The sequence below is a fragment of the Acidobacteriota bacterium genome (assembly GCA_038040445.1).
Lineage (GTDB): Bacteria > Acidobacteriota > Blastocatellia > UBA7656 > UBA7656 > Onstottus_A > Onstottus_A frigus.
Genome location: JBBPIG010000057.1, coordinates 1 through 16,453 on the forward strand (window position 1 = coordinate 1; position 16,453 = coordinate 16,453).

9 protein-coding genes are annotated in these 16,453 nt (G+C 56.4%); 7 read left to right on the top strand and 2 right to left on the bottom strand.

The features are described 5' to 3' along the window. On the top strand, positions 1–181 hold a 181-nt coding region (locus AABO57_28525; GenBank protein MEK6289680.1), incomplete at its 5' end, for a hypothetical protein. A gap of 596 nt (positions 182–777) precedes the next feature. Here the strand turns inward: AABO57_28525 and AABO57_28530 are convergent. Beyond that, a complete protein-coding gene (locus AABO57_28530; protein ID MEK6289681.1) occupies positions 778–2,238 on the bottom strand; it encodes a hypothetical protein in 1,461 nt (486 codons plus the stop codon). A gap of 183 nt (positions 2,239–2,421) precedes the next feature. Further along, positions 2,422–4,233 (bottom strand): hypothetical protein, encoded by a 1,812-nt coding sequence (locus AABO57_28535; protein MEK6289682.1) that lies wholly within the window; start codon positions 4,231–4,233, stop codon positions 2,422–2,424. Positions 4,234–4,595: 362 nt separating this feature from the next. On the opposite strand from AABO57_28535, the gene AABO57_28540 reads away from it, so the two are divergent. The 6 genes from AABO57_28540 (at position 4,596) to AABO57_28565 (ending at position 15,636) form a co-directional block, all read left to right on the top strand. Beyond that, positions 4,596–7,181 (top strand): PIG-L family deacetylase, encoded by a 2,586-nt coding sequence (locus AABO57_28540; protein MEK6289683.1) that lies wholly within the window; start codon positions 4,596–4,598, stop codon positions 7,179–7,181. Positions 7,182–7,284: 103 nt separating this feature from the next. Beyond that, positions 7,285–8,511, top strand: a complete 1,227-nt coding sequence (locus tag AABO57_28545; protein ID MEK6289684.1) for a DUF2252 family protein — start codon at positions 7,285–7,287, stop codon at positions 8,509–8,511. A 309-nt stretch (positions 8,512–8,820) separates the two neighbouring features. Continuing rightward, the gene (locus tag AABO57_28550) at positions 8,821–11,721 is read left to right on the top strand and encodes a cytochrome P460 family protein (protein ID MEK6289685.1); all 2,901 of its coding nucleotides are present in this window, start codon (positions 8,821–8,823) and stop codon (positions 11,719–11,721) included. 615 nt (positions 11,722–12,336) lie between these two features. Next, on the top strand, positions 12,337–13,203 hold the full coding sequence (locus AABO57_28555) for a hypothetical protein (protein MEK6289686.1): 867 nt from the start codon (positions 12,337–12,339) through the stop codon (positions 13,201–13,203). A gap of 161 nt (positions 13,204–13,364) precedes the next feature. Next, complete coding sequence (locus AABO57_28560; protein MEK6289687.1) at positions 13,365–13,904, top strand: hypothetical protein; 540 nt, start codon at positions 13,365–13,367, stop codon at positions 13,902–13,904. A 391-nt stretch (positions 13,905–14,295) separates the two neighbouring features. Continuing rightward, on the top strand, positions 14,296–15,636 hold the full coding sequence (locus AABO57_28565) for an SLC13 family permease (GenBank protein MEK6289688.1): 1,341 nt from the start codon (positions 14,296–14,298) through the stop codon (positions 15,634–15,636). The last annotated feature ends 817 nt before the right edge of the window (positions 15,637–16,453 follow it).

The window sequence follows — 16,453 nt, forward strand, 5'->3', positions numbered from 1 at the left end:
AATCCCCAACATAACCAACAAGCTTATGGGGGGAGACCTTTACGGCTGCCACGCGCGCCGTCCGCTCGGCCATACTCAGATCACGTGCGCTTTCCTTTTGCATGCCGGATCGAGAGAGGAGTCGCCTGAGAAAGAAGGCCTCGTAGCTGTGGACACCCCATCGCAGGTTGAGTGCCTGTGAGGCAAAGCTGAAAATGTGTTGGGTAACGAGACCCGGACCCGGCCACAGAAGGAGGTTAAACGCGACCGCACAGCAAACGACTCTTCTTTGCAGAACGCGGCGAAAGAACAGGGCAGTCAAAGTTCTGAAGAAGCCGGCAAAGCGATGCGGGGAGACAACTTTGGAAGCACGCATGCATAACCTCCTTGGCGGGCCAAGCGGACTCGCCCCTGAGATGGCAAGAGCGAGCCCTAGCTGAGTGCCGACAGGCACGGAAAGCTCACCGACAGTCAGCTTTAACCCGATAACAAAGAACGACGATTAACTTGGCAAATACCCTGCGCCAATTTGTTCGCTACTAGGCATGACGCGAATTGAACGGCGCTCAATTCAGTTTTCTTTATTTTTTATCGCTACTCGGAAATATCAGAGGCAGCGGAGCGGCCAACTGAAGCTCGATAGTGCCCTTGCCAAAGGACTCTTACGGTAAGACACCTCGGCCTATGGGACTTCCGAGGGTTGGCGGAAGTTAAGCGGAGGTTATCCGCGGCTCCATTCGTTTCACAGAGTCAACTAAGCTAAGTCCGATAGCTTGGTATGTGAAGTGAAGCCCAGGGTCACACCTTCTTAGATCTCTTCTTTCCCGGCCGCAGCAGATCGCGCGGAATTACCTTCGTCAGCTTGCGTATGTACGTCGGAGTCACGCCGAGAATCGTTGCCGCCTCGCGCGCGTTCCCTCTCGCCTTGTGAAGCGCACGCGCCCACAGCCACTTCAATAGCGATATTTTCGCATCGGCAAGCAGCGGGATCCTCGAGTCGGATAGAATGAAGTACTGCTCATGATCGAGCGCGTTGATTCGCCTCCGCGCTGCCTGAGTTTCTCTTTTCAACTCGGCCAGCGGCCGCGAGCCGAGCGCCGCCTCGACATCGCTCAACAGTTTGCAAGCTTCGACCGGATTGTTCGCGCAAATGGCCTGCGACAGCAGCGCTTTGATCTCCAGCTCCAACAGCGACGCGCGGAGATCGTGCGCAATGTCGAGCGCTTCCCACAGAACAGCCGCTGCGTCTTCGTCGCGTTCCTGAGATAAATAGTACTTACCCAGAGTACGCCTGACGTCGGCCTTTTGCGATTGGCTGTTAGCCTGTTCGGCAATTTCCGACGCCGTCCCGAGAGCTTTCTGAGCCTTCTCCCACTCACGCCGCGCCAGGTGAACTCTGGCCTTGATCTCGTATGTCGAAGCGATCTGAGTGCTCCGCACGTTCACGCCCATCTCTATCGCGCGGTTAACGTAGATCTCCGCGCGGTCATATTCCTTGAGCCAGACCAACGTTGCCGCGATGCTGTTCAGCGTCAGATAGGTGTACTGTTCGTGACCCATCTGCACAAACGTATCGTGAGCGAACAGGAGATACTTATGTGCGGTTTCATGTTCGCCGATGATGTTGAGCGCCACAGCGACGTTGACTCTGGCAACAGCGAGGTTGTAGTCATCGTGGCTCTTCAACAGTATTTTTATCCCGCGTTCGAGCGTGATGCGCGCTTCTTCGACCGCGCCCATTCGATTGCGCACTGCGCCGAGGCAGAGATAGGCGAGGCCCAGCCAATACGAACGCGACCCGCCGGCATAGCTGCTCACAGCAGCTTCAAGACATCCGGCTGCCTCTTCCCATCGCTCCAGCGACCAGAGGGCCTGCCCCTGAAGCTGCACCGCTTCGCCTTTTGTGAACTCGTCATCTCGAGCCGCCGCAATCGTCTGAGCAAGAGATGCAAGACGAAGCGCCTCGCTTGGCTCGCTTCGCCGGTAGTGATAGAGCGCCGTCGTCAACAGAACACGCGCAGCCAGCGCAAACGGCACGCGATCGACGCTCTCGATGTATGGACCGAGCGCTGCTTCCATATCCTCGACCCGGCCGTTTCGGCCGGCTAGTTCCGCGGCTAACAGCCTTCGCCGCACCGTCTCCTCGTCAAACTCAGAACCGGTTTGCCAACCATCGCCCAACAACGTTGCGATCTTCTCGTAATCCCCTGACTCACGGAGCTCTTCCAGAGCCGCAACGTCAGTGTAATGGTGGGGCATATGTCCTCCCTTTGGAGCGGGACTTTTTAGTGGATCGATGGTCGCATTGTCAGACAGGCTTGCCTGAGTGTCAAGCAGAAGAGTCGCGAGTTCAGAGTTCAACCTTCAGGTTGCCATGTCCGGACGCAAGCTAAAGCTTGAACTCTGAACTGAGCGCCTCCTTCGCCAGAGCAAGTCTTACCTCTAACACGAATCTTCTCCGCTCGCTCGCGGGCGGCGAACAAACGGCGCGCAACCAAGCACGATCAACAGACCAAAGGAACACAGCGTTATGATCCTGCATGCGCGGCGCACGTGAGTCTCCAGAAAATCCAGCGTGACTCGGTGCGTGCCCGCGCCCAGCTCGATCTCCATGTCGCCCAACTCCTCCGAACTCTTAATCGGCAATTGACGACCATCCACGGTCGCGGTCCACCCGGGAAAGTTGAAGGTGCGTACTAACAGTGTGTCATCGTCCGTCAGATCAACTCTGATGACGCGATGCTGCGGCTTCCATTCCTCTATTGCAACTTCGCCGTTGTCTTCCGCCAGCTCTGCTCGAGGGATGTCATCGGGCAACGCTTCGGGATCGCCAGGCGCAATGCTCGGCATCGTAGCGTAGTTCAGGTGCTCGGGCTCGGGTTCGAATACCGGAGATTCGATCGCCGGCCGGGCCAGGGCGACCGCGCTGAATCCCGCGCCTCCGGCTATTATCAAAGCAGCAAGCGCGGCAAACAGCAGCCGCTCAGGGCGCAAACGCTGCCTGGCCGCATCGATGGCCGCCTGCGTGAAGGCTCCAGCAAGAAGCGCTACGACCAGAGTCGTGATCGTAAGCATTCGCCAGGTGAACACGCCGATCTCGATCTTTGGTATGAGCTTCCCAACAGGCATCGAAGCCCTGGTCATCATAAAGCTCGCAAGGCCGCCGAGTACGACCCATAACAGCACGCGTTGCTTCAGCGCTGAATCGGAGGCAATAACTTGACGCTTCAGCCATAGCAGCGTGATCGCGCCAACGGCAATGACGGCTGTTCCGGTTATCCATATCCAGTCGATCAGCTTGAAGAAGCCGCTGTGGATGGTCGAGCTGTACAGGTCATGCACAAAAACGTACGTCTTGTGATAAGGCCACGTCTCTAAGACGTACTCCTTGTGAATAAGGTTCTGCTCGATTGCGGCCGGGAGCAAGTACGCGGCCGCCAGTCCGATCCCCAACGCCATCGCGGCGCCTGCCGCGATCAGTCCCTTCCACTCCTTTCGCATCACGCCCAGGACGAGCAGGTATACGCTAAACCCGAGCGTGAATTGATAAGCGGTCGGCGGATGCGACCACAAGAACGCACCGTAGCTTGCCGCCAGTCCTGCGACGCTAATAAGCATTGACCCTTGCCTGGCGACTGACGGCGCTCGCATCACGCGCTCGCCAAAGAGCAACATCAACGGCATCCATACGAAGACGAGCAGCTCGGCCAAGGCGCCGCGCTGATACTGGTCCGCCAGATGATATGGCAGAAAAATGTACGCGGCCATCGCGGCCACCGCCGCCGGGCGCTCCATCACTTGCTTCGCGTAGAGGTACATCGCTGCAGCCGCGGCGACCATGATCGCCAAATTCACATCCAACAGTGTCCGCAGCCAGTCTCCGGTGATCGCATAGAAGACGGAAGTCAGATAGTAAACTCCAGGCGGATAGTAGCTCGTCGTGGGCGCGCCGAAGCCTCGGTTGGTATCTTCCTCCCATCGCGGATATATCTCTCCCGCCGCAAGCCCGTTGTAAAACGATCTCATCTGATCGTACTGCAAGAACATGTCATGAGTAGTCGGCATACGCAGTTCGAAAGCGCCGCCGCCCGCTTCCGAGCGCCCCATGAAAAAGAAGGGGACCACCGCTAACGCAGACAGTCCGATGCACGACAGAGCGATTAGCAGCCTGGTCTTGCGTTCGTCGGCCGCACCAACCTTGTCGTTCGGTTGAGCAGAAGGTTTTGCGGTCTTCGTCTTGGTCTTGGTTTTCATCGTTCGAGGCGAGACTCGTCCGCGTGTTTGTTTGAGTTGGTGTTAGATTCGATTCTGGCGCGAGCAATGCTAACACAAAGGATTTGAAGTGCGCCGCCCAAAATCTCGGATTGCTCGGCGATGTTCAAGGGCGCCTTTTCTATCTGCCGCCCCAAACGCAGACAATCTCCGAGAGCAAAGCCATCGTGTGTAATAATCCCATCAACTGCACGAGACAGTGCGAAAACTCCGGAAATGCCCCCAACTGAAGTTGGGGGGATTTATGGAGTTTTCACACGATCTCTGCAGGTCGAGGGGCGCACTCCACACGAGTGATGATAAAATGATCGCTCGCATCGGAATCTGCGTTTAAGTCCTCCAGTATGAAGCTGAGCTTTTCATTCGTGATCGCATTGACTCTTCTCCTTAGCGGATCGCCGCTGGGCGACAGGTTCGTTCAAACCTCTTGCCTCGCGCAAACGGTTCACGCGCAAGTTCCGCAAGCTACGATCGAAGACGAACGCGGGATTGTCGCGCTCGACCAGGCGCTGCGCGAGATCACCAACCCCTTCACCGTTCTGTGCATCGCCGCCCGTCCTGGCGATGAAGACGACGGCGCGCTCGCCTATGTGCGCAAGAAGCTCGGCGCGCGCGCGGTCATGTTGTTCGCAACTCGCGGTGAAGGCGAAGACAGCCCGTCGCGCGCCGAGTTGGACCAGGAACTGGGTGCGATTCGCACTCGCGAAGCGCTCGAAGCAGCGAGGATCGTCGGCGCGGATGTAATGTTTCTCAACCTTCGGGACATCGGGTATTCGAAGTCGGCCGATGAGGCCTTGAGCATTTGGGGACACGATGAAGGTTTGCGGCGCATGGTCAGGGCAATTCGGCTGCTGCGTCCCGACGTGATCATCACCAACCACCACTCCAGGTCCGGCGAAGGCGTCGAACAAGCGGTGACTCGACTCGCCCTCGAAGCCTTCACCGCGGCAGGACAGACAAAACTGGCCCCGGAAGCCGGTTCCGAGGCGTGGCAAGTCCGTCGTTTCTTCAGACGAACCGATGACTCCGGCGAAGGCGTCAAGATCGACCTCAACGAATACGACCACGCCCGCGGGCTGACTTATGCGCAGATTGGACTGGCGGCGCACCACCGCTTCCTATCGCGAAGCGCAAGTTTAGACCGGCTGACGCCTGAACGTGAGACAAGCTATTTCAAGCCGATAGATTCGCCTGCGGATCAAGAGACGATGAAGCCGGGCGCCGGACTGCTTGACGGGCTGACGCTTCCCGAGAACGTGACCCGCTCGATCGTTCAGCCTCGCGTTGGCGATCTGGGAGTCGTCGATGCGATTGCTACCGGCGAGCGATTGATCGACGCGCTGATCGAGAAACTCATCGAGAAGCGCGCCGAAGGAACGGCCGAAGCAATGCACGAACGGTACGGCGCCGATTTCGTTCGAGTCATCAGATTCACCACCGCCCTCGAGCGCGCGCTGGCGCTGGCTCTCGGGCTGAACCTTGAAGTCACCGTCTCTGACCGCGTGGTCGTGCCCGGCCAGAAGCTTGTTGCGCGCCTCGTGCTTCGCAACGGCGGTCGTCGATCGTTTCCAGTCGTGCTGAGCACGCCCGAGCGCATTCCCATCACCGAAAAGGATTCAGCTTTCAAAGACTCCGAGGTCATAGGCCTGGGGACTGGCGGTCTCGCGTTCAAGGAGTTCGAATACGAGATACCGAAAGACGCGGCGCCTACGCTGCCGACGTCAGCACACCTTTACGATGAGCAGTACTATGCGGTCGGTTCATCGCTGCCGGGAGCGCAGCCCGCCGACCCCTTCGGCGTCCGTCTGGTGGCGTCGGCCGAAGTAGGTCTGGGCCAGGTGAACATCCGCGTCGCCGCGCTAGTCAGATTCGACATCGCGCCGCCGATCGAGATTTCAACGATTCCATTCGCTTTGATCAAAGACTGGTCGAAGCCGAGGGAGATCGACTTTCCAGTGCGCGTGCGGAATCGAACGCCGGGCAGGCTGGCAGGCGCGCTGTGGGTGGTCCCGCTGGCGCTGAGCGACGACGAATACGAACCGGTCCACATCGCGTTTGGCCGCGAAGACGAAGAGATAACCGTCAATCTCAAGCTCCGCCTGCCGATCTTGAAGCCGCCCCTGTCACCAGACGTGCTGATCGAGTTTCGCCGTGAGAAACCTGCGCTGCCCGATCCGCTCGGCTCCGCCAAGATCGCGGTGAAAGCGATCGACCTCGAACTCGCCGACGGACTCAAAGCGGGTTGCATCCGCGGGCTCGACGACTGGCTCTCGTTTGCGTTTACCGAACTCGGGGTCGAGCACAGCGAGCTGAGAATCGATGACATAAGCAACACTGAGCATGGCAACGGCAACGTCGCCCCGCAGTCTCGCATTGGGTGCGGCGACCTGGCGCGATTCACAACTATTGTCGTAGACGGCAACGCTTACTTCGCGCGGCCGGAGCTTGGGCTGCATAACAGGTGTTTGCTTCGATACGTGCGGCAGGGCGGCAACCTGGTCGTGCTCACCCAGCGGCCCGATGACTGGAATCTCGCGTTGGCCCGCACTCAATTCGCGCCCTATCCGATCAAGCTATCGAAGGACAGAATCGCGTTCGAGACTGCCCGCGTGAACATCCTGGACCCCGATCACCCGCTGATGTCCCGGCCAAACAAGATTACGGCAAAGGATTTCGAAGGCTGGACTGTCGAGCGAGCCGCCGCCGTTCCCCGAAAGTGGTCAAGCGAGTACACTCCGCTGCTGGAGTCGAGCGACCCGGGAGAAGAGCCCACGCGGGGAGGCTTGCTCATCGCGCGCTACGGAGAGGGAACATATATCTACATAAGCTTCGCATTGCGCCGCCAACTGCTATCGCCAAATGCGGGACCGTACCGGTTGTTCGCCAACCTCATGAGCCTTCCCAACATCGCGAAGACCAAACCGCAATAGTTGCATCTTCGGATAGAAACGAAATCGCGGAGACCGTCATAGACATGTGAGGCGCACCCAAAGGGTGCAAAAGGGTAGAAGAAAGAAAGGTACTAATAGAGTCATGCCACCAAAAGGACCGAATTCATTTGAAGATGCAACGAACCAGTATCGGATATGGCTGGGCGCCAAGGTAACCATCACCGACGACGAATGGGATAAGCGAACAAAAAGGATCGCCGAGAGTTCCCCGTTTGAATACCTGCGCGCGACCTTCTATCGGTGGTCCCAATGGTGGCCGAAGGTCTGCGAGGAATTGAATGACGCGCCCCTCGTGCTGGGGATCGGCGATCTGCACGTCGAGAACTTCGGCACCTGGCGTGATGCTGAGGGACGTCTTGTTTGGGGCGTCAATGACTTCGATGAGAGTTGTTGCCTGCCCTACACCAACGACCTCGTACGACTGGCCGCCAGTGCTCGGCTTGCACTCGAGGAGCCGGAAACAAAGAAAATCCTAAAGGAAGCCAAAGAGAAAGGGTCTTCCAAGCAGAAGAGCATCAAGGATCTCAAGGACGTTACCGATAGCGTTGACGAAAAATTTCGCCGGGCGTGCAGTGCGATAGAGAGCGGATACCGCAACGCCCTTGATCCGAGCCGCAAGGATGTAGTTCGTCGCCCCTTCGTGCTCGCCGAGAAGGAGGCGTACGCATGGTTGCGCGAGATCGTGCTGAACAAACTCCGCATGAAAGAGGGCGGAAGCGAATTCGACAAGTTCTTCCACGAGCTGACAGATTTGCCGAAGGTCAGCGGCCAGGTTCCCAAGTCGGCATTGGAGGCGTTGAATCAATCCATGCCCGAACCAGGCGTGGCGTTCAGCATCGGAACGCGCGAGGCGGGGTTGGGCAGCTTAGGTCGCCAGCGCTTCACCGCCATCGTGGACGATTGGCGTGGCGGAATTCTTGCGCGCGAAGCGAAGGCCCTCGCCCCTTCGGCTTGGTTGTGGTGGACCGACGAGCGCAGGAACACCACCGAGATACTCTACGAAGAGGCGCTGCGGCATGCTGTGCGGGCGCCGGATCCCTGGGTGCGGATTTTTGCCGGTCAAGAGAGTTGGGTCGTGCGTCGCCTTGCGCCGGACTCCGGAAAGGTCAAGCTGAAGGACCTTCCAAAGGAAAGCCAATTGGAAGATGACCTCTGGCTCGCAATGGGTCATGAAACCGCAAACGTCCACCTCGCGCTCGGCAACGTGTGGAAAGACTTGGAGCAACGGACGAACAAAGACCCGGATTGGCTTTACCCGTACGCCACCGCAATGGCCGACAAGACAATGGAGGATTGGGCGACGATATGAGCCTGAGTAGCGCAGTCGTTTTTGGACTGTGGCGGCTATTTTTTCGACGGGCACTTGGATAAGAGCGCCGCCGCTTTGGATGTGAAAATGCCCAACCAGAGCGTTGTACAAGTCGGCATAAAGTCACAAGAGCCAGCGCTGCGCCGATGATAATCCACGAATGGCCTGAGTGGAGGGCGGCGTACTCCAAAACAGGTCGTCAGCTCCGTAGAATCCTGTTGAACGTTGACTTCATCACACGTATAATCGGCGCGCTTCAATGTAGCAAATACATCTTGCCGGCCTTCCAGGTTAAGAGGAGCCAACGAAATGCACGCCTTGATGAAATCCCTGGTGCTCGCTTGCTATTTATCCGCGGCCGTTTACTTAGTCAGTCCCGCATTGGTCAAGGGGTATTTGGTAAACGGCGATTCGCAAAGTAACGCTGCTCCTCCGCAGACTATCCTACCCACGGCTCAGTGCCCGGACGCCAAAGAGAGCACGCTGCCATTGCCCAGTTCCATGTCACCGGATGATTTTCATGACAAGCTCCTGGCGTTCCTACAAAACACCGAATACGTGAAACTCAATTGGTGCGTGGACAAAGGCGTGCGCGACACCGGGCCGTTTGTGAGCTCGACCTACCTCGGCGTTCATCCGGCCGTCAGAATCTACTATTCGCCCGGCGTAATGACCTGGCTGGCTAACGGGCGTATCAACAACATCCCCGACGGCTCGATGATCATAAAAGAGATGTACAACCCCGGCCCCGCTGCGCGGTACCAGAACAAGCCTCTAGTGGCTTCGTCGTGGACGGTGATGATCAAGGATTCGAAAGCCTCGAAGGACGGTTGGTTTTGGGGCGGGCTATGGACCACCAAACCAGGCGATCCTCCGATGCCGAAACCCAGCGATAGCTTTAAGCCGCCTTTCAACGTTCTCAATGAAGGATTCGGGCTCAGTTGTTTGCACTGCCACGCATCATCAGAAAAGGAAAGCACGTTCGCCTCGACTACCAACATCAAGGGCTTTCCCGGAAACCCGCTCAGCTACTTCGTGGATGACACGTGGAGAAAGCCTTCGACGTTCAATGCAGTGTTGAGCGCTCTCGCGCATGTCCCGCCAGATCACAAGAAGGTTAAGACTTCCGTAAAGCCTCGCGTGGTGAAACCGACCGACAGCGAGTTCCCGAAATTCTTCAAAGGCACTTCGCCCAACAGCGTGGAAGATCTTCAGATAATGCCCGCCGAAACCTACGACCACGTGTTTGCAGGTCGTGATGGAGCAGAAGAGTTCATCACCTCCGATCAATGCATGATGTGTCATAGCGGAAACGCGTGGTTCGGAGAGAAGTTTCTGATGATCCTCGAGCCGAAGTCAGCGAACCCGGTTAACGTCTCCCCCTATGGTGAGTGGCGATGGTCGCCGATGGGACTTGCCGGCCGCGATCCTATCTTCTATGCGCAGCTCGACAGCGAGCTGGCCTACTTGAAAGACAGAAAGGACGATCAGCAAACGGTCACCAATCTGTGCTTTCGTTGTCACGGAGTGATGGGCAAGCGCCAGCTCGACATCGACAACAACTACGATCCGCTTGCGCCCAACCCAAAGAATCCCGAACCCAACTTCAGTCTGGACTTCGTGTACAACACGAAACCAACCGACAAGAACTTCAAGTATGGCGCGCTCGCTCGGGACGGTGTGAGCTGCGCCGCTTGCCATCATATAGTCGAAGACAAAACGCCGCCCGGTCAGAATCCGCTGAAGTTTTTCCTCGAGCGTCGGATAACCGGCCAATTCACGATCGGCAAACGCGATGAGATGTACGGACCCTTTGAAGACAAGGACATCTCGCCTCACGCGATGAAAGAATCCCTCGGAGTCGATCCGAAATACAACGAGTACACTAAGTCTTCGCGGATGTGCGGCAACTGCCACACGATCAACTTGCCGGTGATGGATAAGAAACCTTTCGGGCACTCGCTCGAGCAGGTCACTTACCTGGAATGGCTCAACAGCGAGTTTCAAACGGAATTCAAACCGGGTCCGAACGCGAAGTCTTGCCAGGATTGTCATATGTCGTCGGGCTACGCGAACAATCGAAACAACGTCAACATTCCGTTGATTCAAACCGCGTTCGCCGACGTGCAGGACGACACCTATCCTGCCGCCGACCACCTCGCCCCCTTCGATCAAGTGCGCGCGCGCTTTCGAGAAAAAGGATTCGTCCGGCATCAGTTTCAAGGGCTGAACATCTTCTTGCTCGAAATGTTCAATCAGTTCATGACGAAGGATACGAACGACCCGCCAAACTTCTCGAATGACATCCTGGGCGTTCGCAAGAGCGACTACATGAGCACGCTGAACAACGACTTGCAGAACGCGATTTTGAATTTCGTTCAAACTGCGCAGCACGAGACGGCGACGATCGATGTATCCAAGCCCGAGGTCGTCGGTCAAAGCCTGGTCTCGGATGTGACAGTCACAAACAAGACCGGTCATCGCTTTCCGAGCGGAGTCGGATTCCGGCGGGCGTTTATCGAGTTCGATGTGATAGACCCGAGCACGATCGATCCGGCCACGGATAAGCCGAAGATTGTCTGGTCATCGGGCGCGACTAACAGCGAAGGATTCATCGTCGACAAAGACGCCAACATTCTCGAGACCGAATACATCGGGACCAGCCGCAACAAGAAAGGCCCCGCCCAGCCGCATTTCTACGGCAAGGAACACGCGATCGCGAGCTCGAAGCAGGTGCAGATCTACGAAGAGCTGATAAAAGATGCCGAGGGAAATTTCACGACGAGCTTCATTCGCCGCGACGCGACTATCAAAGAGAACCGCTTGCTGCCGAAGGGTTGGTCAGCCAAAGGACCGGACCCGGCTTCGTTGTCTGGAGAGTTCCTTCACTCGACGTTTCCCGAAGCCGACGCGGCGAAGGATCCGGCTTATCTGAACGGCAGTGGCACAAGCAAGGTGCGCTACGAAGTTCCGCTGTCACAATTGCCGCGCGGCATCGATCCGTCGAAGCTCACGGTGAAAGCGACGCTCTACTATCAATCGATACCGCCGTACTATCTGATGCAGCGATTCGAGGGGGCTCCGAACGCCGCAGGCACGCAGCGATTGTTTTATCTGACATCGAAACTAAACCCAGACGGAACGCCTATCGAGGATTGGAAGTTTCTGATCGCGTCGAGTCAATGGCCGAGTCAGCGGCGTTCGAGGTGACGCCGCGAGCCGGGACGGCGCGCGACCCACCAAACGTGCATCGCGGCTTCACGAAGCAGACGCATCTGTAGATCCCGAAGCTCTTCAATGCGACGATTGGTGCTCGCCGCAAAAGCGCACGAATGCAATTGATGAGGTTCGGAAGGCTCGCGTCAAATTCCTGGCGGTTGTTAGTCTATCTCAGCACCAAAGTTCTCAACTGTTTATGAACTTGATACTTGCTGGTGAGTCGATTTGGATATGGGTACTAATGGCGGTATCATCGGCCCCGCTGTTAGTACGGCTACTTCATGTTAGGCAGGCGAACATAAGGAGGAGACTAGAGATGGCTACTATTCAATGTGCAGCGTCGGGATGCACGGCTACAGACAAGAGTGGGCGTATATTCGCCCGGTGTACTAAATGTGGAGCGTGGTGGTGTAGTAGGCATGGTACAAAGGGTAACTCATGCCCGGGTTGTCGACATAAGTATTTGGTCGGTGCATAAGTTTCCACCTGAAAAATTGGGGTCGGACTCGAATGAACCAACCTTCTGAGTCTGCCCAACCGAGACCGAGACTAGCAAGGTATGCAAGCGACCGGCGTTGGACGTTGACTTGAAGTGGGTAGAGGACTATGTCTAAGTGGCTCGAAGATGAAGAACAGAAGAAGTCACTAAAGGACCAGGAAATATCACTATGGGTCCAGAGAGAGGAGGCAGTCCACACACACCTCCGGCAATTCTATGACTTGTGCCACAGGGTAAATGGTGTCAGGTACGATTCCCTGTCGATTGATCGGCTCAAAGTCGAATGCAAGCTATCCCATCAAATAAAAACGGATGGCTACCAGTCCTTTCATACAGTGGATGAAAGGCGGGGAATCCGCATTAGTTGTCCCAATCAAGATGAAACGTTCATTGACGTTGTCATCAAAAAACACAGTCGAGACGTGTACTGGAACGACGATACTCCTCCTGCCGATTATAGTTCGGATGAAGAGAGGGTTGTGATTCGGAACACGTGTACCCTCCAAGAGTTGATTGATTGGCGAGAAGACCAAATCATACATTTCATTCAATGGATGCTGCTGGAGTCCGAGGTTATCAAAGGTAGTATTCCAGGCAAAGAGATCAAGAATGAGCTGGCAGAAGCTGAGGCTCAGAAGGCTAAGGCAGAGGCTGAGCAGATACGAACTGCATGGGAGCGTGTGGCGGCAACAGAGCGGGCGGCACTTGCTGCGGCAAGTGCCGCAGCCGAAGCGCCGCGACTGCGGAGAAATGCTGCCTCAGGAGAAGCTGCGATGAACTGCGCAGCCTTTGGCGCAGTCCTTGGCGGGATCGTGATGGGGTTCTCAGGCTGTGTTAGCTGTCTCAATAATTTTCAGGCCCAGCACACACTGATAACTGATTTCAACTTGTTCAATGGCCTTCTGTTTGGAGCCATAGGTGGTGCAGTGATTGGCGTAGTCGTAGGGATTGCGATTGGGCAAATGAAGGACTAGCGTCAGCTTTGTGGCTGGTTCGCACGGTTTCATCGAGGCCACGGTCTCGACTTGGCGCGGTCTAACTTTCGATGCAGCGGAGCGCGCGACCGCAGTTCTCGCATGAAATCGTAGTGCTACCGCGCGCCCAATGATCGTATCGTTAGGCAACATTAAATTCTATGTACGACACCTTAATTACAGCACTGGCAGCAGTAGGTGGATTCTTGGCAAAGTCCGTATGGGATCTGTACTGGAAGCGTAAGGAGCAACATGAGTCAGTTGCTCGACAGAAACGTTTAGACTTTCTTGAGAAACAACTCTCACAGTTTTATTGGCCTATTTATCTTCAACTCCAAAAGAACAATGTCGTGTGGGAGCATCTGGTTAGCGGTAAGGCCATAAACGACTCATTGAAGAAGCAAGTGGACTCACAATTATATAGCTCCTTCTTTTTGCCAAACCACGAGAATATGTTAAAGATCATTGAAATGAATATTCATTTAGCTCAACCTGATGAGGTGCTCGAAAAAATCCTTCTACGTTTCATTCGCCATGTAGCTATCTTTGAAGCATTGAGGGAGGTCGGGATAAAAGATGTTGATCCTATCGCTCTAGGTGAGCCTTGGCCAACAGAATTATTTCCGGCCATAGAAGCACGCCTAAAGAAACTTCAGGAAGAGTATGACAAAGAACTTGGCCGTAGAAGAAATGTCGCCTAACAATTGCGTGCAACGGAGCGCGGCGAGCGGGTTTCATAAGGTTCCTTCAGTGTTACGCGCCGCGCCCGCTGACGCACAGCGTTAGGGTGCGGCACGAAGCCGCGTGAGTTGCTGTCGTGACTGATGTGTCCTTATCATCAGGGCACGACACGATGTTCTGGCATCGGTATCCCCAGGGTCGAACCTGAATTGAAATTATGTCCGCTCCTGACGGAGCCTAACGATTGTCGTGCAACGGAGCGCGGCGGGCGAATTCCTTAGGGTCTCCTTAGTGTCGCGCGCGCCGCGCCCGCCGGAAGCGCACTACCTGTCATTGGGGCTTTGGAGTTTCTTGTAAAGTTAGAGCTCTGACACGCTACCGGCATGAGACATTAGAAGCGGAAGTGGATTCATGTCAGTGGAAATTGCCGCCATTGTAGGTCTGGCCGTGATGTTCATCATCGCGACAGTCCTGCCAATCAACATGGGCGCGCTCGCATTTGTCGGCGCCTTCGTCGTCGGCCTGCTCGCTCATATGTCGGCTAAAGAAATCTTCGCCGGATTTCCCGGCGACCTGTTTGTCACGCTCGTCGGTATCACTTACCTGTTCGCGATCGCGCAGAACAATGGCACGATCGACTGGCTGGTCCACAGGGCCGCGTGGCTTGTGCGCGGACGTATCGCCGCTATTCCCTGGGTGATGTTCACCGTCGCGGGCGTGCTCACCTGCATCGGCGCTGTGAGCCCAGCCGCCGTCGCCATCATCGCGCCAATCGCGCTGCGTTTCGCGCACAAGTACGGCATCAGTCCGCTGCTGATGGGACTGATGGTGATCCATGGCGCGCAGGCCGGCGGCTTCTCGCCGATGAGCATCTATGGCGGTATCACCAATCAGGTGGTCGAGCGCGCCGGCCTGCCGCGGGACGACATTGCGCTGTTCCTGGCAAGCCTCGTGTTCAATTTCGCCGTCGCCGTCTCGATCTACTTCTTCTTTGGCGGGCATCGGGCGGCGCGCCGCAACGACCAGGGCGTGCGAGCTGCAGCAGAGATCGACCGGCCGGGTGTTGCGGTCCCGCTGCGTGGACACGACGGTACGCCGGGCGCACTCCAAATGCGCGCGGCAGAAGATGCCGAACCCGAGTCCCAGCATTCTGCGCTTGACTCGCATCGCGCGCTCACCTTGATGGGCCTGATCGCGCTGGGCGTTGGGTCGCTGGCCTTCGAGCTTAACGTCGGCCTGGTCGCCATCTCCGTAGCAGTCCTGCTGGCGTTGCTTGCACCGAATGCCCAGAAAGGCGCGGTGGATCAGGTGAGCTGGTCAACGGTGCTACTGATTACCGGCGTCATCACGTACATTGCGGTTCTGCAGAAAGTGGGCGCGGTCGACCTGGTCGGCACTAGTGTCTCGGGCATCGGCGCCCCGCTACTGGGCGCTTTGCTATTGTGCTACATCGGCGGCGGCGTCTCGGCGTTCGCATCATCGGTAGCCGTGCTCGGCGCGACCATTCCGCTTGCGGTGCCGTTTCTGCTTCAAGGTAACGTTCACCCAGTCGGCGTAGTTGCTGCGATTGCGGTTTCGTCCACCATCGTTGACGTAAGTCCATTCTCTACAAACGGCGCTCTGGTCGTAGCCAACGCGCACGGGGTGGACAAGGATCACTTCTACCGGCAGATGCTCATGTATAGCGGGCTCGTAGTCGCGATCGGACCGCTGCTCGCGTGGCTAGTGTTAGTTCTTCCCGGCTGGCTATGAGCCGAGCGACCGGCGGATTCTGCAAGTACTCGGCAACATTGATTTCGAGCGTTGGACAAAAATGAAAAGTGGAACGCAACATATACTTGTTCTTTTGCTGCGCTCGCTGTCATATTTTTCATCTCTGGCGTGAAGAGCCAACCTTGAAACGACAGTTTGAGAATCTTACGAAAGTTACTGCGACACAGTACCGCGTTGGCTTCCAAGATTACCTCATTGGATCGACGCCCGACGTTAGGCCTTCGCAGCGACAGAATACTGGAAACCGGCTTCTTATAAACTGAATCCCCAAATAAGAGGTACTGAACCAGGAGTTGTGGACGTTTCGATCAACCCCGATAGCTCCGATGAGTTTCCGATATATCTTCTGATTTTGCTTGCGGCATTTGGACACGGCATTTTCATATAGCGGATAGACACAATTTAATGCACAGGCCGCGTCTAGCGTCTTTAAGAGTTCCCGCGGCGCGTGCTGGCACACTCTCCCTCAAACCCGACCAGAGCCGCGCGGCGCAAGTCGCCAACGTCGCAGTTTCAACTGGCAAGCCTTCAAAGACCTGTTTAGATCCTTTTGGAAGTGTCACGGCCGCGGATCACTGACAGCAACGGGGTTAGAACCAGTGCTTGTGTCTGGCAGCGTGTCACGACGTTGCCGAGTGCTTCACCGGCTTGAATCCTGATGCGGAAGCGAGTATTCCTGTAGGGCTCAGTGCGAAACAACCGCACGTCGGGACCTGTGCCGGGGCTATTGCGTAACTGTAATCTTAAGGCGAGGCTTGTGGCATTTCATCCCGTGAATCGCCCACCAAAAAAGGAG